The organism is Opitutia bacterium, from assembly GCA_016217545.1.
In the GTDB taxonomy this organism is placed as follows: domain Bacteria; phylum Verrucomicrobiota; class Verrucomicrobiia; order Opitutales; family Opitutaceae; genus Didemnitutus.
The window spans coordinates 383242-403373 of sequence record JACRHT010000017.1 but is presented as its reverse complement, the minus strand read 5'-3'; the positions used below and the strand labels follow the sequence as shown (position 1 = coordinate 403373).

Sequence of the window (20132 nt, the reverse complement as noted above, 5' to 3'; positions counted from 1 at the left end):
GTGAACCCCACTCGCGAAGCCTTCACCGGTTGGATCGATTGCCTGCTCGACTCCTCCCGCACGCCGCTCGAGCACCGCGACGCGGCGCACGCCTGGTGCGCGTGGGCGCTCGACCGGCTCGGCATCGAGGCGCAGCAGCTCGATCCGGTCGGCGAGGCCTGCGCGCAGCCGACGAATCTGGCGAGCGGCGAGGCCATCTCGCCGCAGCGCGCAGTGCTCTGTCTCCGCGAGCAGCAGCGCACGGCGGTGTTCCTGCGTGCGCTCGATGCGGCGGTGCGCGCGGCCCGTGAGAAGTTTCCCGGCGAAACGATCCACGTCGTCGAAGCCGGCTGCGGCCCGGCGGCGCCGATGGCGTTGAGCGTCGCCGCGCGCTACTCGCCCGATGTCGTGCAGGTCACGTTGCTCGACATCCATGCGGCGTCACTCGCGGATGCGCGTCGGCTCGCGGCGGAGATTGGCGTCGAGCGTTCGATCCGCGCCACGGTTTGCGGCGATGCGTCCGCGGTGCGCTTTGCGGAGGCGGATCGACCGCACGTGATCGTGGCGGAGGTGTTGCGGCGCGCGTTGAAGAAGGAGCCGCAGGTGGCGGTCACGCGGGCGCTCGCGCCGCAGTTGCGCGCGGGCGGATTTTTTCTGCCGGAACGGATCGAAGTCGGGCCCGGCGTTCTGCGCGGCCTGCGGGAAGCCGCGAGCGCGCCCGCCTTCGAGTGGCTCGGCGCGGCATTCACGCTCGATGCCTGCGTGGCGGGATCGGTCGCGGCGGATGCGGCGGGGCGATTGCCGGAACGGACCGTGGCGGTGCCACCGCACGCGGCGGGCGCGTTGCAGTTGCTCACGCGGATGGAGGTGTTTCGCGGACACGTTTTGGGCGACTTCGAGTGCAGCCTGACGATGCCCGAGCGCTTGCGCGGCGTGCCGGCGGAACTCGCGGCGGCCGGAGGACTCCTGCGCTTCGCCTACGAAATCTCGGCCGACCCCGGGCTGCGGCTCGTCGCGGCGGAGCCGATCGCGGAGGGCGTCGCGCGGTGAATGGCACGGTCGGAGCCGCGGGATGGCGCGATTGGCGCGTCGGTTTGATCGCCGCGGTGTGGCTCGTGGCGTTGGGGAAGCTCGCGTTCACCGTGGGGGGCGGCGGTGCGCAATGGTGGCATCACGACCTGCGGACGCTGGCGCGGGATCAGGCGTTGTTTTATGCGGGGACTTATCCGCATGCGGCGCTGGCCGCGGCGGCGGGCGAAGTGCGGACGGCGTATCCGCCGACGTCTTTTCCGCTGTTCCTGCCGTGGCTGCCGCCGGGGATGACCGGTGGCGCGCTGCGCGCGTGGTTCGCGGCGGCGCAACTGGCGGCGCTGGCGGCACTGGCGGCGTTCGCGTGGCGGCGCGGGCGCGCAGTCGACGCGCGGCTGGCCTGGCTGCTCACGGGCGCGCTGCTGGCGACGAGCGGCGTGCGGGCGGATTTGTTGTTCGGTAACATGGCGCTGATCACGACGGCGCTGTTGCTCGGCGCGTTGCTCGCGCTGGAGCGCGGCCGGGTGATCGGCGCTGCGGTGGCGTGGGTGGCGGCGATGGTGAAGCCGCAAATGGGTTGGTTGTTCGCGCTCGCGCTTTGGCGGCGCGCGACGTGGCGGGCGTGGCTCGGTGCGGCGTTGCTGCTCGGCATCAGCGGTGTGGCCGCGTGTGCGTGGACGGGAGTCTCGCTCGCGGCGACGCTCGGCGTGGGGGCCGGCGAGGAGGCGACGAAGTGGGCCGCGTGGTCGCCGCTGAACAATTTGCCCGTATGGCTCGGCGCCGCCGGACTCTCGCCGCAAGCGGCGCTGGCGCTCGGCGCGGCGCTGGCGTTGGCCGCGGGAGCATGGGCGGTGACGCGGCCGGGGTTGCGCGACGATTGGCTGGGGCAGTTCGCCGTGCTCGGCCTCGTGAACCGCATCGGGGTCTACCACAACTATTGCGACGATGTTCTGTTGGTGTTCGCGCTCGTGTGGCTCGGCCGGCGCGCGTGGCGCGGGACGCGCGCGGACTGGGCGATCTGGCTGGCAGTCGCGGGATCGGTGGCGTTGCCGACGTCGGCTCTGGCCGCGGGCGAAGCGAAGGCCGCCGTGTTGCTCGTGTGGGCGGTGGCGGCGGCTTGGATTGTCCGCCGCGCCGGCAGGGTTCAAGGCGAGGCGTGATCCCGCAGCGTGGCGAGCAGCGTGGTCCAGGCGGCATCGTCGTCGCCGTGAGGGGCCGAACGCAGCATCGCGGCGGCGCGTGACAATTGCGCGGCGGTGACGATTCCGTCCTCAACGGTGCCGTCGGCGCGCCGCCGGAGCAGGCGGGCGGGGCGAGTGTTTTCCTCTAGCGCGGCCCACGGGAGTTGGGCGCGCCATTGCTGTTGAAACGCACAGGCGGTGGGCCGTGCCAGCGGGACGATCCGTTTCTCGAGCGGAGCCGGCGCAAATGGCGGGCGGAGCGCGTGCGGCACGGCCCACGACCAGCAGAACGCGCCGTCGACCAGATCAGGAGCATCGATGAGGACGAGCGTGCCGGGCGCGTTGTCGCGCGCGGCGGCTTGGACGGCGTGCGCGAAAGCGCGGGAAGAATCCGCGGCGCGTCGCCACGGAGTCAGGGCCATCTGTTGAAGTATGGCTGCGATCAGGACGCAAGCGGCTGCGGCGACGACGAACCGGCGGCGAGAAGGGAGCAGTTCGTGCATCGTGAGCGCGGCGACGAGGGCGAGGCCCGCGCTCGCCGGGTAGAGGTGCCTCGCGGAAAAATACGTCAGAATGAGCGGCAGCGTCGTGCACAGATACCAGCCGACGCCCAACCCGAGCACGCGGCGGCGAAAGGTCGGCGCTCGCGCGCGACTCAGCCAGAGAATCGCAGCCACCGCGGCGGTGCCGGCGGCGAGACCGATGGCGACCACCCGGAAGAACTCGAAGCCGTGCCACGGAAAACCCGCGTCGCGCCAGCGCGCGAGCCATTCGGCGGCCGGCGGAAAAAGATAGGCGACGTAGCGGACTTGGCGCCCGGCCAATTCCTGCAACACGCCGGGCGAGAGGAGCGACGGCAGGCCGCGGCCGACGGTTTCCGGTCCGGCCGCGCCGAATGCGACGTAGCGGCACGCGCCGTAGACCGTGAGGACGGCTGCGGCCGCGAGGTAGGGGCGCCAAGTGCGCGCATCGCGCCAGCGCGCGCCGAGCGCGAAATCGACGGCGAGCATGAGACCGGGGAAAACGAGCGCGGATTCCTTCGTGAACAGCGCCGCCGCGAAGCAGAAGGCGAAGGCGGCGAGCGATCCGGTGCCGGAGTCCTCGCGGCCACGGAAGCGCACGAGCGCGAGCACGGCCCAGAGCGTGAAGAGCGTCGCCAGCGCGTCGACCCGACCGGTGATCCACGCGACGGCGGGCACCGTCACCGGGTGGAACGCGAACACGGCGAGCGCGAGCAGTGCGACGCGGCGGGCACGCGTGAGCTCCCACGCGAGCGCGCCGACCAACGCGGCGCAGCCGGCGTGGAGAAGCAGATTGGTAAGGCGAAAGCCGAACGGTTCCGCGCCCCAGAGCCGCGCGTCGAGCATGAACGCGAGGGCGTCGAGCGGGCGGATCTCGCGCAGGTCGACGGAGAAGAGTCCCGCCTGCCAGCTGCGCGTGAACAGGCCCGGCCACTCGGAAAACGGAAACGTCGCGTAGCGTCCGATGAACGCGAAATCGTCGCCGACGAAATACGCGGAGAGCAAGCGGCCGAAGCCGAACAGTGCCGCGCCGAGCGCGCAGGCCGCCAGCAACCACGAAGGCGTGCGGGGGTTGGGCGGAGTGCGGGGATCGACGGCCATCGCGCGGCAGGCAACGAATCGAGTGGTGCGGCGTCAATCGCGCGGCGGCGGCGCGGCGCGATGCCCGGTGTGCGGTGCCGAATGCGGAAACGCCGTTGAAATGGCGTGAGCCGCTCGCAGAGTCGGCGCATGTCGTCCCCGGCCGCACCCCGCCGCGCTGTGTTCGTCGCCGTGCTGGCGGCGGTGGTCGGCTTGCTGTTCGTGGTGCGCGGGCGCGAACTGTTTCGCCAGCCGCTGCTCGAGCAGGCGGACCTCGCGCTGAACGCGCTGCAGATCGCGAACGCGAAGCACGGCGCGGAACTGCTGGGAAACTACTCGCGCTTCGAGTTCCACCATCCGGGGCCGGCGTTCTTCTACGTCTACGCGGCGGCGGAGCGATGGCTGCACGACGCGTGGCGGCTGGTGCCGTCGCCGGGCAATGCGCACCTGATCGCGGGTGTGGTGTTGCAGGCGGCTTTTCTCGCGGCGGCGGTGGCGTGGCTGGCGGCACTGATCGGGCGCGCGGCGTGGCTGCCGGGCGCGCTGCTCGCGCTGGCGCTCTACTCCGTCGGGCATAGTGAGGCGTTCACGAGCATTTGGCCGCCGCACGTTCTCGCGGTGCCGTTCCTGTGTTTCCTCGTGGCGGCGACGGCGGTGGCGACGGGGCGAGTGCGCGCCGCGGTGCCGCTGTTTCTCGCCGGTGGTTTTCTGGTGCATGGACACGTGGCGCAGCCGCTGTTCGTCGGCGTCATCGGCAGTTGGGCGCTCGTCGCGGGGGCGCGGCAATGGCGTCGGGAAAACCCGTCGGGCACGGTGGCCGCGTTGATCCGAACGGAGCGCTGGACGCTGGCGATCTGCGCCGGGTTGCTTGCGCTGTTCCTGTTGCCGCTGGTGGTCGAGGTCGTGTCCCACGGCGCGCGCAGCAACGTGGCGGCGATCCTCGCGCGCTCGGAGGCGAACGCGCGCGGGCACGCGAGCTTCGGTCAGGCGGTGGTGTTTTTGCTCTCGTATCCGGTGACGGATCGCAGCGCGGATCGATTGCTGACGGCGTTCGGGCCGGGGATCGGGGCGTTCTTGCGGGCGCACGCGGTCGGGATGGCATTTTGGACCGGCGTGCTCGCGCTGCCGCTCGTTGCGGCGCTGACGTGGGCGCGGCGTTGGGCGACGGAGGAGCGGCGGGTGTTTTCGGCGGGTGCGATCGCCCTCGGGCTCGCGATCGCCGGAGCGCTGGTCTGGGGCATGGCGCAGGCGGACGGCGTGCGCCACTACAACGGATTTTTCTTCGACGGCTTGTTCGGTTTTGCGCTGCTGCTCGACGTGGCGCTGCTGGTGCGCGCGCTCGATCTGCGCGCGGAGCGCTGGGTGCGGATCGGTGTGTTCGCGGCGGCGGCGCTCGTGGCGGTGTGGGCATGGCTCGTGCGGCCGATCGCAGCGGAGGAGCGCGGACTCTCGATTCGCGCGGGCGTGGCGGCGGCATTGGCAACTGAGACCGATCGCCGACCGAAGCTGTTGGTCTTCGATGACGAAGCGTGGCCGGTGGCCGCGGCGGTCGCGTTGGAACTGGTGCGGCGCGACGTCGAAGTGCGCGTCGATCCGTGGTGGGCTTTCATGTTTCACCGGCAACACGATCGCGGCACGCGGCCGCCGGAGGACTTCGACGTGTGGCGGATCGGGCCGGAAAAGGCGGCCGATGCCGTGCCGTTGGTGCGGAACTGGACGCTGACGCGGGCGCCAGCGGCGCTCGAGCCGGCGGGAGCGGCGATCACTTTCGGCGGGGACGGCGGTGCGTTTCGCTACGTGGTCGCCGGCGTAGAGTTGGGCGAGCCGACGCGCGACGGCTTCGTCAACGATCGGCGGGTGGTATTGCGTTTCGCGCCGGCGGCGACGAACGCGGACGTGCGGCTGGTGTTCGAAGCGACCCGCGTCGATGCGGCGCGCGGGGCGATGCCGGCGGAGGTGTTTTTCAGTGGCGAGCCACTCGGGCGCGTCGTGCTGGACGATGCGGGGCGCGCGGAGGCACGCGTGCCGGCGGCGGCTTGGAACGCGGCGCGCGTCGCCGTGCTCGAGCTGCGTTTTCCGGAGGCGTTTGCCGAGCGGCGGGCGCTTCGGCCCGGCTACGAGGCGTGGCGCTCGTGGCGGTTGCGCGCGGTGCGCACCGCCGCGGAAGAAAACCGCTGAACCGCTCATGTCGCACGAAGCAACGAGTGGAAACTTGAGCGGGTCGCGCGGGCGTTTGATCACTTCCGTCCTCGCGGGCGTGCTGGTGACGGCGGTCGCGCGGCTGCTCGTGGCCGGACTGACGGGGACGAGGGCCGGAGCGGCTGACGCGGTCGTCGCGGGATTGACGGGCGGCGTGGCGATGGGGGCGGTCGAATGGATGCGGGCGCGGCGCGTGGCGCGCGGATGGCGGATCGCTGCCGCGGTCGTGGCGGTGCCGACGATTGCGGTGTTTTGGGTTGCGACGGTGCTTGTCACGTCCGGCGCTCTCACGCTGGGGCAGGCGCTCTACGCGATCGCACTCGCGGCGCTGGCGCTTGGCGCGCTGGGGCGCGGGACGCGGGCCGTGGCGGAGGAGAAGCGCGGCGCGGAGCTGTCGCGGTTGCTCGGCGTGGGCTTGGTGGCGCTGTGGATCGTCCATCCCTACGTGACCGACAGGATCGTGGGCGGCGAGGACGCGCGTTGGTATGCGAGCGTGTTCGAGGATTTTCTCGCGCAATGGCGGCAGGGCGTTTTCCCGGTTTTTGTCGGGCAGGGAGAAAACGGATTCAACGGCGTCGTGCACCTGTTCCGCTCGGCGCCGGCGCATCTTTATCTGGGCGGCGTGCTGGACGCGCTGACCTGGCGGAGCCTTGGGCCGGTGGCCGTGCAGCACGCGACGGTGCTTGTGGCGGCGCTGGCAGCGGGGTTCGGAACCTATTTCGGATTGCTGATGCTCGTGCCGGGCGCGCGTTGGCGGGCGGCGGTGGCGGCGTGCCTCTACGTGCTGTGTCCCGGTGTCGTGGCCACGCTGATCTGCTCGGACATGTTCATGACTTTCATGGCGGTGCCGCTGTTGCCGCTGATGGTGATCGGCAACGTGCGAGCGGCGCGACCGGACCACCCGCGCTACGGACTGCTCGCTGTCGTGTTGGCGCTTGCCTGGTATTGTCATCCGCCGCTGGCGCTGTGGGGCCTGTTGATCAGTGCGGTGGCGCAGGCTGGTGTGCTCGCCGGCACGACGGAGCCGGGCGCACGGGTGCGCGCGGCGATCCCGGCGGCGATGCTTTTCGTCGGACTGACGTGCTTCTATTTCGTTTCGATGTCCGAGGTGCCGGCGTTGAGCCACCTGCCGCTGCTGCCGGGGCTGATGCAGATTGGCGGAATGGTGTTGCTCGGCGTGGGGCTGGCGCGGTGGCTGGCGGAAATGCGCTGGCGCGAGCTGGGCTGGAGCGCGGCGGGGTTGGCCGTGCTCGGTGGCATCGAGCCGGCGTGGTTTCTTTGGGGCGCAACGGCGACGGTCGTCGTGCTGCTGACGGGAATCGTTCGCGGGCGCCACGCGAGCTTGTCGTCGCACGGGCGGTTCGTGGCGCTCTTTGTGGCGTTTGCGGTGGGTTTGGTGGCGGCGGCGGTGTTTACGCGCGAGGTGTTGGTGGGACGAAGTCTCGAGGTCGAAAGTCTTCGCCTGATCCGGGCGAAGCTCGATGTCGCCTGGCGGCCGATCCAGGGCCCCGGGGGGCGTCGCTGGAGTGAATTCCAGCTGGGCTGGTCGTTGTTCGCTGCGCTCGGCGCGGGGGCCGTGGCGGTGTTCATCCGCCGCCGCGCGGAGCTGCGCTGGATCATTGTGCCCGTCGCGGTGCTGGTGCTGGCGGATTTCCCGGTGTCACGCGCGAGCGATTTTTTCGTGGTCACGTTCCCGACGGCGCTCGCGGAGGTGTTGAGCTTCCCGCTGTTCCAGCGCGAGCTGCCGGTGCTGGCCGCGCTGGCGACGGTCGGCGGATTTCTCGCGATATCCGGGAGCGGCGGCCGGCCCGCGTTGCGGCGCGCGGGTGCGGTGGCGCTGGGATTGGCGCTGCTGTGGTCGCTCGCGGAGAGCCGGAAGGTGGCGCGGTTCGCGCGCAACGCAACCGCCAGTCGCGACGAGACAGCGGCGGTGCTGCGACCGGAAAACCTCCGACGTCTGCGGTATTCCTACGATCTCGTGGCGTGGCCGCGGTATTTCCAAGACGCGTGGCTCGATTGGCGGATGGAGAGTCGCGTGCTGGATGCGAGAGGCGCGGTGGTCGTGGGCCCGGTGGAGATTGCGGAGGCGATGCGGGAGGCGACGCCGGCGGCCAAGCTTTCGTTTACCGCCACGGCTGATCGCGACCATCCGCGCATGCTCGTGCTGGCGCCGGTCGTGACGGTGCCGCCGCGTTCGCGCATCCTGTTGCGGATTGCGTTCGCGCGCGAGCGCGAGAGCGATCGTTTGCTTGTCACGGGTCGGCGAACTGGGCGCGAGGTTTTCCTGCCGGCGGTTCCGGCGGACGGGGCGCGGGCGCACGTGGTGTCGCTGGTGAATTCGGGCGACGAGGCGGACGCGGTGCGACTGACCTTCCTGCGCGCTCGGGCGGAGCCGCTGCCGGCGGGGGATTTCGCGGACGCGGAGGTGATTCGCTATGACGAAAGCCGGCATCCGATCAGCGTGGAGTCGCTGATGCCCTACCGAGCGCGCGTCCGTTCGCCGCAGGCGGGAACGCTCGAGCTGCCGCGGGTTTTCGTGCCGGGCTACCGTGCGTGGGTGGACGGGCAGGAGGCCGAGGTGCGCGCTTCCTCGGAGCATCTCGTCGCGGTGCCGATTCCCGCGGGCGAGCATCAGGTGCGAGTCGCCTACGTCGGCACGACTCTCTCGTGGGCGGCGCTGGCGGTGAGTGCGGCGACGTTGCTCGTGGCAGCGGGGTTCGCTGTGTGCCGGTGGTTCGCGCGTTGAGTTACGCGCTCGCGCCACGGTCGATTGGCGTGGGCATCTGCCGTCCGGTGGTGTCGTCGGGACGCGCCCGATCATTCGGCTGGGCACTCGACGACATTTTCCCATCGTCGATGCGAGTGCCCCTGATTCGGTCAGTCCTCGATTCCTGCCTCCGCTGGCTCGACGGTGCTCCGCTGCGTGCGGAGTTGCTGGCGTGGTCGCTGCTCGTCGCGTGTGTCGCGCTCGCGCTGCGGGGCGGGCGAAGCGATGGAGCGCCGGACGGACGCGGTCGCCGCGCGCTCTTCGTGTTCGTGTTGGTGGCGTGTCTCGCGGCCTTCCGCTGGCCGGCGCTGTTCGTGCCGGAGACTTTCAACATCGACGAGAGCCAGATGGTTTCGGGAGCGGTGACGTTGCGGCACGATCCGGTTTTCTGGCGTTCGATCGAGGGCCAGACGATCGGGCCGCTCGATTACTATGCGCTGGTGCTGCCCACGTGGTGGGGCGGACGGAACGTGTTCCTCGGCGCGCGCACGCTCGGCCTGCTGTTGGTGGGTGCGGTGATCGTGCTCACTTACCGGACGGCTCGCAGGACGCTGCCGGAGCGGGTCGCGCGGGTCGCGGTGCTGCCGTTGCTGGCGTTCTTCGCCTTCACGCGCGACGGGGAGTTTCTGCATTACTCGAGCGAACAGTTGCCGATCGCGCTGATCGCATTGGCTATCGCGGCTCTCGTGCGGGGGGAAGCCGGCGGCGGGCGGCGCTGGTCGCTGCTCGCCGGAATCGCGCTCGGTCTCGCGCCGCTGGCGAAAATGCAGGCGGCGCCGCTCGTGGCGGCGCTCATGGCGGGCGTGGCTGGCTGGCGGTGGTGGCAACGCGCCGCGCCGGCGCGCGCTGGTCTCGATCTGCGTTGGCTGCTGGCGGGCTTCGGCGCCGTGTGGCTCGCGCTCGCCGCGTATGCGACCGGGTTCCACGTCTGGCCCGACATGCTCGCGTCGTATTTCCGCGCCAATCTGTTCTACGTCGACGCGAACACCGAGCAGGTGGCGCGGTGGCGGGTCTGGCGGGCGATTGCGGCCGCCACGTTGCGCCACGCGGAATTCGCGCCGCTGTTGCTGACGACGCTCGCGCTGGTCGGTGCGGCGGCAATCGGCGGCGCGCGGCCGCGCGGGCATGTTGCGTGGCTCGCCATGCTCGGCGGGCTCGCGAGCGTCGGCGCGCTGGCCGGCGTGCTGGCGGGGGCGCGGACGTTTGCGCATTACCTGCTGCTGCTCACGCCGGGCCTCGGTTTGTTGCTCGCGAGTGGATTCGGTGCGCTGCTCGCGGCGGAGTCGTCGCGAGCGCGCGCCTGGCGTTTGGCCGGCTGGGTGCTGCTGCTGGGCGGCGGGCTCGTGTTGCCGGCGGCGAACCGGCTGGTGCAGGGCAATCGGTTCGCTGGGCAGTATCGTGAGAATCGCGCGAATGCCGCGGGCGTGCCGAATCCGGTCGTGACCGAGTTGCGGCGCTGGGTGGCGCCGGGCGAGCCGCTGGCGGTGTGGGGCTGGGAGCCGCTGATGTATTTGCGGACGGGCTGTTGGCAGGCGACGCGCGACCCGAGCACGCGGCGACAGGTGGAAGCGGGCGCTGATCGCGCGTATTATCGCGCGCGTTATCTGGACGACCTGCGCCGGAGCAATCCGCGGGCGTTGGTGGACACGACGGCGGCGCATCGGCGCGGCTTCGGGTTCGAGCATTTTCCGGAGTTCGTTGCCTATCTCGAACGCCACTACGTCTTCGTGGCCGAGATCGAGCGGCGGCGCGTCTATGTGCGGCGCGATGTGGTCGCGCACGGCGCGGCGGCGAGCCGGTCGGAGGGCGGGCGATGAGCGCCGCGGCACGGGAAGCGACGAGCGGCGGTCACGCGCCGGAGGGGCGTATGCCCGGACTCGATGGGTTGCGGGCGCTGGCGATCACGCTCGTGTTGGCGGCGCACCTGCCGTTTTTGCCCGGCCTGGGCGAGCGGGCGATGCGTTGGAAGGTCAACCTGGGGTTGCTGGGGGTCGAACTGTTCTTCGCGCTGAGCGGTTTTCTGATCGGCGGAATCCTGCTCCGCACGGGAGAGCGGCTGCGGTCGCCGCGGGTGATGGGCGGCTTCTGGCTGAATCGCTGGCTGCGGACGCTGCCGAATTTCTACCTGATTTTCGCGGTGAATCTCGTGCTGGGGCTGTGGGTCTTCACGCGGCGGCATGAGCCGTGGCAGACGTTCGGGCTCACCGCGATTTTCAGTCAGAATCTGACGCGGCCGCCGGGGTGGTTTTTCACCGAGGCGTGGTCGCTCAGCGTGGAGGAGTGGTTCTATCTTTTGCTGCCGGCCGGGCTGTGGATCGGCCTGAAACTGCGGCGGGGATTCGGCGAGACCTACGTGGCGATGGGCAGCCTCATGATCGTCGGCACGGTGGTGCGGCGCGTCCTGTTTCCGGGCGATCCGTCGTGGCCGTATGGCGAAAATCTGGTTGTCCTCAACCGATTCGACGCGCTGGGCTGCGGGGTCATGGCGGCGTGGCTGGCGTGGACGCAGGCGGAAGCGTGGCGGCGCTACGCGGTCCCGGCGGCGGTGGGCGGACTGCTCCTGATCGGCGGGGCGTTGGGGCTGCGCGACACGGTCGATGCGACGGCGGGCGGCTGGCGCGCGGTGTGGCCGCTGTTGCAACCGCTCGGTGGCGCACTGTTGCTGCCGGCCCTGTCGGGCTGGGCGGGCTGGCATGCGCCCAAGCTCGGAGTTGCGACCGCCACCTTGGCCCGCTGGTCCTACTCGCTGTATCTGGTGAATTCGTTGATCGCGTTCACGGTGACGCGCATGATGTCGTCCGCCGCCGCCGCGAGCGGCGCGGTGGCGTGGCTCGGCAACGCGGTGTTTTTCCTCGCGAGTTTGGGTTTCGCCTGCGCGTTGCACCACGCGTGGGAGGCGCCGATATTGCGCTTGCGTGAGCGCATCCCGTGGTGCCGCGAGGCGAATGCGGCGCGGCTCGAGCGACCGGTGGGGTGAGGTGCGGCCGTGCCCGCGTGGGGCGCTCGCATCAGGGCGTCGTCGCGCGTTGCGGCGAGCGCCGGCGATAGACCGCGAAGGTTTGATCCGTCTGCAGGTAGCGCCGGCCCGGCAGGGCGCCGAGCGCGGCGACGTCCGCCGAGCGGTCGAAGGTGCGGATCAGTTCGTAGGCGGCGGCGGGAGCCGTGTCGGTCGCGAGGAGGCTGGGTTGCGAGCGTCGAACGTTGTCGCGTTCCCACGGACGCAGCACCAGCCAGTCGGGTTGCAGCGCGGCGATCAGCGCGCCGTAGTCGTCTGTGCGGAGGCGCCGCCGGGCGGCGACCATTTCGCGCGAGGTCAGGCCGGGGAAGTCGTGGGTTTTCAAGCCGGAGTAGTAGCCGATGTAGCCGACGCACTCGAGGAAGACGGTGTCGCCTGCGCGCGCGTGGGCTCGCAGCCATTCGCCGATGACGCGGCGGTTGCCGGTCTCGTCGAGCTGCTGGTGCCAGCGCATCGTCCGGGAGATCATCGCGGCGGACGCGCCTTGGGTGACGAGCAGCGCCGCGACGAGCGCGAGCGGCGCCGCGACGCCGATGCGGCCGAGACGCGAGAACTCATCGCGACGCAACCACACCGCGAAGTCGCCGACGATGCCGCCCCACGCGAGACTCGCGAGCAGCGCATAGGAGGGCGCATACCACGGATAGAACGGCGCGCTGGCCGCGTAGAGCGTGGCGAGGAAGAACGCCAATGACGCGATGCGGCCGAGGCGTCCGCCGCGCGGGTTGAGCCAATAAAGCCACGCGACGGTGGCCAGCACGCGCCACACGATGAGCCACGTCGCGCCCCAATCGCTCGCGAACCGCACGTAGCTCGCGCCGTAGATGCGGGGCAGCACGGAGCCGTGCGCGAGCATTTCCCATGGCGCGCGGACGATCGCGCGAAGCCAGTCGCCGGCGGAGGCGTGACCGAGTCCCTTGGCCACGACCGTGTGCGGAATCGGCGAGCCGTAGTAAAGCGTGGCTGCGATCAACCACGGCGCGTAGAGCGCGGCGGCGAGCGCAGCGGCGGCGGCCGCGCGGCGAAGGAGAGGCTTTCGATCGGTGACGCCGAAAATTAAAACCGCCGCCAGCGAGGCGACGACGAGAATGAAGGCGTCGGGGCGCGTCCACATCAGCCCCGCCCACGCGACACCGAGCCGGCGCCAGCCGTCGCCTGCGAGGAGCGCGTGCAGTTGCAGCGCGAGGAAGAAAATCATCAGCGGCGCCTCCATGCCGGCGACGGTGAAATCGAGCGTCTTGGGATCGCACAGCACGAGTCCCGCGGCGACAGCTGCGGCGACGAAGCTCGAGCCTTGCCACCGTCCGAGATCGAGCACCAGTCCGAGCGCGCTCCCGAGCGCAACGGCGCCGATCAATCGGTAGAGCCAAAGCACACGGACGGGATCCTCGCGCGCACCGTCGAGCGCGGCGAGGCCGGCGAGCAGCAGCGTGTGCAGCGGCGACGTGAACGTGTGCAGCTTTTCTCCGGGCTGGAACACGAGGCCGTGGCCGAGCGCGAGATTCCGGCTGGCTCGGTAGGAGATGTAGAAGTCCTCCCACGCGTGCTGCGTGTAGAGGCCCCACGTCAGCACCGCGACGATGGCCGCGCCAATCCCGATCAGGAGAAAACGAGCGAGCGAGCGATCCAGGGCGGGGGACACGGCGCCAAGGCAGTCGCGCGGCACGGCCCTGACAAGAGAATTTCCCCGCCGTCTCAGCGCAGCGGTTCGCCGGCGACGAGCGCGCGCCACTCCGCGTCATCGAGCGGGAGCGGCACGGCGCGGAAGTCGGCCTTGAGGGCTTCGGGCCGCGTCGGCGGGGCGACGCGGGTCAGGCCGCGCTGCGCGGTGGCGAAACCCGCGACAGAGTAGCGCTGTTCGACGAGCGTTTCGCCGTGCTCGGGTCGCGGCACGCGTTCGAGTCCGTGCAGCCGGGCGATCCAGGAGGGAAATTCGTTCCACGCCACGACGGTGGGCTGCGTGAAGCGCGCGAACTCGGCGAGTTTCCGGCCGTTCGGCAGCGGATGCTGCACGGAATACGCGTGAAAATACCAGCCACGCAGCTGGAACGGCGCACCGCCGATTTCCCACGGCTGAATCAGGCCCGCGCGCAAGGCCTGTTCGTGCAACCGCACCGAGGCCGCCGCGTCATCGATCGCGACCTTGGTCAGCAGCGCGAACCACAACTGCGCACCGGCGAGAACCGCGAGCGCGCCCGCGATGACGGGACGGAGGCGAGGTGCGGTAGCAGCGTCGGCGATCGCGGGTTGGGTTGCCTCGTCGGCCGGCAACACAGCGAGGAAAGCCAGCAGCGAAATCTCGAACGCGTAGCGATCGAACAGCAGTTGCCGCAGCGCGATCGCGCCGAGCGTGGCCAGCAAACACAGCGCGAGGTCGAGGCGCAGGCGGAAGCGGCCGCTGAGCCAGCCCGCGGCGGCGAGCAGCAACGCGAGTTTGCCGTAGGCCCAGCCGGACGGGCCATAGAGAAAACCGTAGCGGTGATCGACCATCACCAAATGACGCGGGTCGAGAAACAGGCACGCGGCGGCGACGGCGCCGACGACGATCCAGCGCGCGCGGCTCCATGTGCCGGGACTGAAGCTCGCTCCGCGCACGAAGCGTTGGGCCAGCGCGCCGCCGCCGAGGGCGAGGAGCGCAATCACGCCGCACGAGAACATTGCGGTGGCGAGCGGGCGCGGACTGAGATCGGCGATCGTGCGCAGCGTGCGGTCGAACTGGATGTCGGAGATGTTCATCGCCCGCGCCACGGCGAAGAACCAAGCCACGCCGGCCGCGACGACGGCTGCCGGGATGCGCCAAACGGCGGGCTCTCCTCGGCGCTCGCCGAGCCAGCCGCGCACGGCCGCGGTGGCGGGCAGCAACAGCCAGAGCACGGCGCTTTGGCGATTCGCGATTGCCGCTGCCCAGACGAGGGCGAAGACCACCCAACGCCGCCGCTCCGCCGCCCAGAGGCACCACAGCATCGCGGGCAGCGAGACAGCGAGGTCGATGAACTCGGCGTTGCGCCGCAACAGCGGCGGGAAGGAAAAGATCAGCGCTGCGCCGACGATCGCCGCGGTCGTTGAGTCCCAGCGGCGGTGCAAGAGCAGGCAGAGCGCGAGCATTGCGGCTGCGCCGCCGACGAGCATGAGGCCGTGCATCGCGACGGTCATGCTGCCGGTCGCTTTGAAAATGATCGCCGCGAGACTCGACAGCGTTGCTGCCCACGGTTCGAGGTAGTTGTCGGTCCACGGGCGTCCGTGCTGGAGTGTCTCGACCACCGATTTCACGTAGCCGAATTCGTCGCCGCCGACGGGTGTCACGCCTTCAGGCAGCATCCACGCCAGCGCGCCGGCATACGCGATGGCGGCGAAGGCAAACGCGAGCCACGGCGGACGCGGCGATGACGGGCGGAAGGGCGACATGAGAGGCGCGGCCGGAGCGGGCCGGGAGCGCATCGCTATTTCCCGCGGTGCGGACCGGCGAGCCCAAACTGGCCGCGCGGGCGTGGCCGCGAAGCTCCTTGCCTGCGTCGCCGTCGTTTTCAGTCTTGGGCGCCGTGCCCCCGCGTTTCCCTTCGCCCTGCCTCTCGTGTTTCTGTTCCGCGTTGCGGAGGAGTGAGCGATGAGCGTGCGGCCACGACGCCTGCCGCGCTTCGTTGCCGTGTCGCTGATCGCGGCTTGTTGGGTGGCGGCCGCGGTCCTGCTCGCGGTGTTTTTGGTGATCGGCGCGATCTGGCGGGACGTCCGTGCGCCGATGGAGAGCCGGCTCACCGCCGGGACGCCGGCGGAAATGATCGCTTACCTGGCCTACAATTGGCGCTTTCGTCCAACGTGGCAGGAAGACACGCAGCGGGCGATCTACGATCCGGAGCTCACCTACGTGCCGAAGCCCGGCGTCGCGCGCTTCACGACGGCTGAGTTCGACACGACGATCACGATGAGCGCGGCGGGACTGCGTCAGCAGCCGGAAGCGGCGGCGGGGAAAAAGATCGTGGTGCTCGGCGACTCGTTTGCGATGGGCTGGGGCGTGAATGACGCGGAGACATTCTCGGCGGTGCTCGCGAGCCGTTACGGTTGGCCGACGGTCAACACCGGCGTCTCGTCCTACGGCACGGCGCGCGAGTTGCTGCGCTTGCGCCGGCTCGGCCTGGCGCGCGACGCGAGGGCGCTGGTCGTGCAGTATTGCGAGAACGACGACGTGGAGAATCTCGCCTTCCTCGCCGGCCCGGAGCACTTCACCTCCCCGCAGCGCACGGCGCAGTCGTGGGCTGACATTCATGGCAAATTGGCGGAGCAACCCACCTTCGTCGCCGTCGCGCGCCATACCGTGGGCTACGTCGTGGAGCGCTGCCGTTCGGAAGGCTGGCGGACGGCGTTGGGCCGAATCTGGCAGGACCGCCTGCCGCCCTATGGCGTGCTCGTCAAGGCGCGTGGGCGGCGGACGCCCGAAGCGGCGGCGGAGACTTTTTTGGCGGTGTGGGACCGTTTTCCGGAGTTGGTGGGCGTGCCCGTGATCGTGACGGAGATGAGTCTTCATGGCGCGGATTCCGGTTTCGTGCGCGCGCTGCGGCGGCTCGCGGCCGGGCGGAAGAACTTTCATGTCGTGAGTCTGACGTTCCACCCGGAGGAAAACTATCCGTTCGACGGACACATCAACCCGCGCGGCCACGCGTCTGCGGCGGCGCAGCTCGATCGCGCGTTGCACGATCTCGAGGCGGACGCCGCCGGCGGGCGCCGCTGACGCTACGGGAAAGGGATTGCCCGCGCTCCGCCGCCCGCCACGGTGCGTGATTCGTGATGAGACGCATCCCCTCCCGACTCGGCCGCTGGCTCGCGATCGCGAGCATTGGCGCGATATGGGCGGCGTTGTTGGGCTTCGCGCTGTATTTCGCGGCGGTGTATGCGATCTACGCGGATTTGCGCGCGCCGGATACCAGTCACCACACCGCCGGCACCGGCGGCGAATATGTCGCGGGCGCGATCTACGATCGGTTTCGCAGTCCTTCGAAGTCGAATCCCGATCCTGAGTTGATCTACGTGCCGGCGCCGGGAACGCAGCGTGCGCAAGCCCCGGAATACGACGTCGCGATGACTATCGCGCCGGAGGGCGTGCGCGCCCAACCGCCGCCAGCTCCCGGCGATGCGCCCGGACTCGTCGTGGTCGCCGGCGACTCGTTCACCATCGGGCTCGGCGTGGGCGACGACGAAACTTTTTCGGCGTTGCTGCAGCGTGTCTATCATCATCGCACGGTGAACACGGGAGTCATTTCCTATGGCACGGCGCGGGAACTCTGGCGGCTGCGCCGGCTCGGCCTGCTCGAAAAGGCGTCGGTGCTCGTCATCCAGTTTTGTTGGAACGACGCGGAGGAGAACCACGAGTTTATCGTCAATCCGAGCGGTCGATTCGGCCAGCGCGATTACAGCGGCACCTGGCAGGTGGTGAAGAATCCTTATTATCCGGAGCTGTCGTATCGCACGACCCTCTCGGCGGTGACGGGCTATCTCCGTGGCGCGATCAGGGACCAGGGGGTGGGTGCCACGCTGCGCGGGCTGTGGCGGAATCGGCGGGCGGCGCTGGGCGGACCGATTCGCGCGCGCGGCGGCCGCGACGGGGAGGCGTTGGCGGCGGACTTCCTTCGGGTGCTCGGGCATTTTCCGGAATTGAAGGGCAAGCCGGTGGTCGTGCTCGAGCTGAACGATCGCGGGGCGAGCACGGGGTTCCTCGCGGCGCTGGAGCGGCGCGAGGTGCCGGGGATCGTGACGGTGCCGGTGTCATTCGTGCAGGAGGATTTTTTCCGTTTCGACGGACACCTGAAGCAGTCCGGTCACGCGAAGGTCGCCGCCGAGTTGGACCGCGTGCTGCGCGAACTCCCATCGCGATGAGCTCGTCTCGCACGGCTGCGACAGGCTCGACGGAGAACGGGAAAATGGTTCCAGTTAGGCGTGCATGTGAACTCCCATGGCCAGAATCCCGTCCGGGCCGGCGGGCGACTTGAGATGATCAATCGGCTGATACTCTGGCTGGCGCTGGCGGGAATGATCCTGACGTTGCATCTGTGGATTCAAAAGTCGCGCGGGTTCGACCAGGGCTGTCTCGGGTTGGCGACGCACGCTGACGTGGTGATCGAGAAGGGGTGCCGGGAGGTGAGCGAGTTGCCGGGCGGGCATCTGTTCGGCGTTTCGAACGCCGCGTGGGGCTACGCGTTCTATTTCACCGTGGCGCTGCTGGCGTTCGGAAAGATCGTGTCGGCGCCGATCTGGGCGCGGCGGATGCACGCGGCGAGCGAGGTGCTCACGGCGGTGGCGTTTCTCTATTCGCTATGGCTGGTTTATCAGATGGCGGCGGCGGGGACGTGGTGCGTGTTGTGCCTGGTCTCCGCGGGGTTCGTGACTTTGTTGGTGGCGGCGCATGCGGCGGTGCGTTCGCGTGGCGGTTTCCAGCCGGTCGAGGAGTCGGCGCGGGGCCGCGAACTCGGGCTGGCCGTCGGCGGGCTGTTCGCGATGTCGGGCGTGCTCGTGGGGGTGGTGCTTTTCGTGAACCGTCTCGGCACGCGGCCGCTGGAGCAGGGGACGACGGGAGCCGAAGTGCAGCGGCTGGTGGGGCGGGCGCTGCCGCTCTACATCGACGGCGATCGGTTGCAGGAAATGCGGGCGTGTCGCTTCGATCAAAGCGGATCGGTGCTGGACATGGTGAATTTCGTGGGGCGTGACACGCCGTTCGTGGGTGACGCGAGAGCGCTGCGCGTCGTGCTGTTCGTCGATCCCAATTGCCCGCATTGCGCGGTCTATTTTCCGGAGTTCATGCAAGCGGCGGAGTCGCTGAAGGAGCGCGCGGGCTTCACGGTGGTGCCGCTGATGTTGTGGGAAACGTCGCGGCGGCAGGTCGCGGCGCTGAAGCTCGCGGAGGGAAGCGGGAAGTATTTCGAGCTGTGGCGCGCGATGTTCAAGCAGCAGGCCGGGCCGCGGAAGGGGATGACGACCGAGCAGATCGCCGTTCTATTTCGCGAGCTGGGGCTCGATGCGACAAACCTCGAACAGCGACTGGCCGCGCTGGGCCCGTCGGTGGATCGGGCGCGGGCGGCGGCGCAGGCAGGTGGCATCGAACTCGTGCCGGCGGTCTTTATTGGCGGGCGGCAAGTGTGGCTGGGCAACGAAAGCCCCGAGTGCCTGGCTAAGCTTGTCGATCGTGTGGCCGCCGAGGTCGCGGCCAAAAAATAAGCGACGGAGGAGCGGGCGGGCGAAAAAAGCCCGCCGACGATGCGGCGGGCTGAAAGCGTGGGCTGTCTGCGGGCTCAGCTGCGGACCGGGAAAACGCCGAGCAGCGCGATGCAGTAGGTGATCGCGACGAAGGGTGGGGTGATGCTGAAGGGCTGGCTGCCGCCATTCGGTTGGACGGCGAGCGTCCCCGGATTGAATTGCGCGGACACTTGGGTGACGGCCGCATTCGTGGCGAGGGTGGCGGCGTTACCGGCGGTCGCATACGCGTTCACGTTGTTGCCCGTGACGGCGTCCTGCGAAACGCTGAGCAGGGAGCCTTGAGGGCTGTCGGTGCGCGCGGTCGGACGGGTGAAGGCGTTGATGGTGGTTTGCGCAGTCAGGTTGTTGATTGACGGCTGGGTCGTGTAGCCGATCCCGTGGGTGTGCGCCGGCATGTTGGCGGTGGTCAGCGAGAGCTGGGCAACGCCGCCTTTGGTGCCGAGGTTATAGGCCGGAAGGCCCGCACCGGCGCCTTGGCCGATGGTGACGCGACCTTGCAGGTCGGGGAGCTGGAAGTTCGACGTTCCGTTGCCACCGAAGTAGGTGCCGATGAGCGCGAACAGCGCTTGGTTTTGACTGATGGGCAGCAACTGGCCCGCGCAATAGGCGTAGCCGCGCGGGTTGAAGTTGAAGCCGAACTGTTTGATTTCGCCGACGAACGGTTCTGACATGGTAGTGTGCTTTCGTGGTTGTGGGTGGGAGTTTCGGCTTTTCAGCCGGAAAAGGGAGAGTTCGCGGCCGGGCGGAGGAGGTTGAACACGACTTCGTGGCGGAGCGGGCCGCGGCGCCCGCGCACGGGCGTGAGGTAGAAGGAGTGCTCACCCAAGACCGGGTGCGAGAGCGTATAGTTGCCGAAGGGCAAGTCCGGGTCCGCACTGCGGAACAGCAGCGAGAAGCAGAGCTGAATCTCGTCGTCGATCGACGTTTCGACCGTCTCCAGCGTCAAGGCCACGGTCTGTCCGTCAGCACGGGTCACGAGGAACTGCTCGTTGAGATGCGCGGTGAAAGACTGCGGCTCGAAATTCATGGCTCAGCGAAAGGCGAGGAACGGGCGCAACGAGCAGCTAGGGGAAGTGTCCGTGCGGGACGTGGGGCGCATGACGGGTCAGCGAGTGAGGGTA

14 protein-coding genes are annotated in these 20132 nt (G+C 69.5%); 9 read left to right on the top strand and 5 right to left on the bottom strand.

Translation table 11 applies throughout. From position 1 onward, the window contains the following. Both HZA32_17555 and HZA32_17550 read left to right on the top strand, forming a co-directional pair. On the top strand, positions 1-1029 hold the full coding sequence (locus HZA32_17555) for a hypothetical protein (GenBank protein MBI5425887.1): 1029 nt from the start codon (positions 1-3) through the stop codon (positions 1027-1029). Next, a complete protein-coding gene (locus tag HZA32_17550; GenBank protein ID MBI5425886.1) occupies positions 1026-2168 on the top strand; it encodes a DUF2029 domain-containing protein in 1143 nt (380 codons plus the stop codon). Before HZA32_17555 ends, HZA32_17550 begins: the two co-directional genes overlap by 4 nt. Here HZA32_17550 and HZA32_17545 read toward each other — a convergent pair. Then, a complete protein-coding gene (locus tag HZA32_17545) occupies positions 2153-3811 on the bottom strand; it encodes a hypothetical protein (GenBank protein ID MBI5425885.1) in 1659 nt (552 codons plus the stop codon). The genes HZA32_17550 and HZA32_17545 overlap by 16 nt on opposite strands. Positions 3812-3940: 129 nt before the next feature. On the opposite strand from HZA32_17545, the gene HZA32_17540 reads away from it, so the two are divergent. The 4 genes from HZA32_17540 (at position 3941) to HZA32_17525 (ending at position 11733) form a co-directional block, all read left to right on the top strand. Continuing rightward, on the top strand, positions 3941-5968 hold the full coding sequence (locus HZA32_17540; GenBank protein ID MBI5425884.1) for a hypothetical protein: 2028 nt from the start codon (positions 3941-3943) through the stop codon (positions 5966-5968). Between the two features lie 79 nt (positions 5969-6047). After that, a complete protein-coding gene (locus tag HZA32_17535) occupies positions 6048-8735 on the top strand; it encodes a hypothetical protein (GenBank protein ID MBI5425883.1) in 2688 nt (895 codons plus the stop codon). A 110-nt stretch (positions 8736-8845) separates the two neighbouring features. Then, positions 8846-10573, top strand: a complete 1728-nt coding sequence (locus HZA32_17530) for a glycosyltransferase family 39 protein (protein ID MBI5425882.1) — start codon at positions 8846-8848, stop codon at positions 10571-10573. 50 nt (positions 10574-10623) lie between these two features. Then, positions 10624-11733, top strand: a complete 1110-nt coding sequence (locus HZA32_17525) for an acyltransferase (protein MBI5425881.1) — start codon at positions 10624-10626, stop codon at positions 11731-11733. Positions 11734-11764: 31 nt separating this feature from the next. Here the strand turns inward: HZA32_17525 and HZA32_17520 are convergent, their stop codons facing one another. Beyond that, positions 11765-13414 (bottom strand): hypothetical protein, encoded by a 1650-nt coding sequence (locus HZA32_17520; protein MBI5425880.1) that lies wholly within the window; start codon positions 13412-13414, stop codon positions 11765-11767. 53 nt (positions 13415-13467) lie between these two features. Continuing rightward, positions 13468-15177, bottom strand: a complete 1710-nt coding sequence (locus tag HZA32_17515) for a hypothetical protein (GenBank protein ID MBI5425879.1) — start codon at positions 15175-15177, stop codon at positions 13468-13470. 199 nt (positions 15178-15376) lie between these two features. Between HZA32_17515 and HZA32_17510 the strand changes: the two genes are divergently transcribed. The 3 genes from HZA32_17510 to HZA32_17500 all read left to right on the top strand — a co-directional run bounded on the left by HZA32_17510 (position 15377) and on the right by HZA32_17500 (position 18972). After that, positions 15377-16495 (top strand): hypothetical protein, encoded by a 1119-nt coding sequence (locus HZA32_17510; protein ID MBI5425878.1) that lies wholly within the window; start codon positions 15377-15379, stop codon positions 16493-16495. A 56-nt stretch (positions 16496-16551) separates the two neighbouring features. Then, positions 16552-17637: a hypothetical protein gene (locus tag HZA32_17505; GenBank protein MBI5425877.1), complete on the top strand. Its 1086-nt coding sequence runs from the start codon at positions 16552-16554 to the stop codon at positions 17635-17637. 114 nt (positions 17638-17751) lie between these two features. Next, positions 17752-18972 (top strand): vitamin K epoxide reductase family protein, encoded by a 1221-nt coding sequence (locus tag HZA32_17500; GenBank protein MBI5425876.1) that lies wholly within the window; start codon positions 17752-17754, stop codon positions 18970-18972. 74 nt (positions 18973-19046) lie between these two features. Here the strand turns inward: HZA32_17500 and HZA32_17495 are convergent, their stop codons facing one another. Together HZA32_17495 and HZA32_17490 are read right to left on the bottom strand one after the other, a co-directional pair. Continuing rightward, positions 19047-19682 (bottom strand): tail fiber protein, encoded by a 636-nt coding sequence (locus HZA32_17495; GenBank protein ID MBI5425875.1) that lies wholly within the window; start codon positions 19680-19682, stop codon positions 19047-19049. Between the two features lie 41 nt (positions 19683-19723). Next, a complete protein-coding gene (locus HZA32_17490) occupies positions 19724-20038 on the bottom strand; it encodes a hypothetical protein (protein MBI5425874.1) in 315 nt (104 codons plus the stop codon). Positions 20039-20132: the final 94 nt, after the last annotated feature.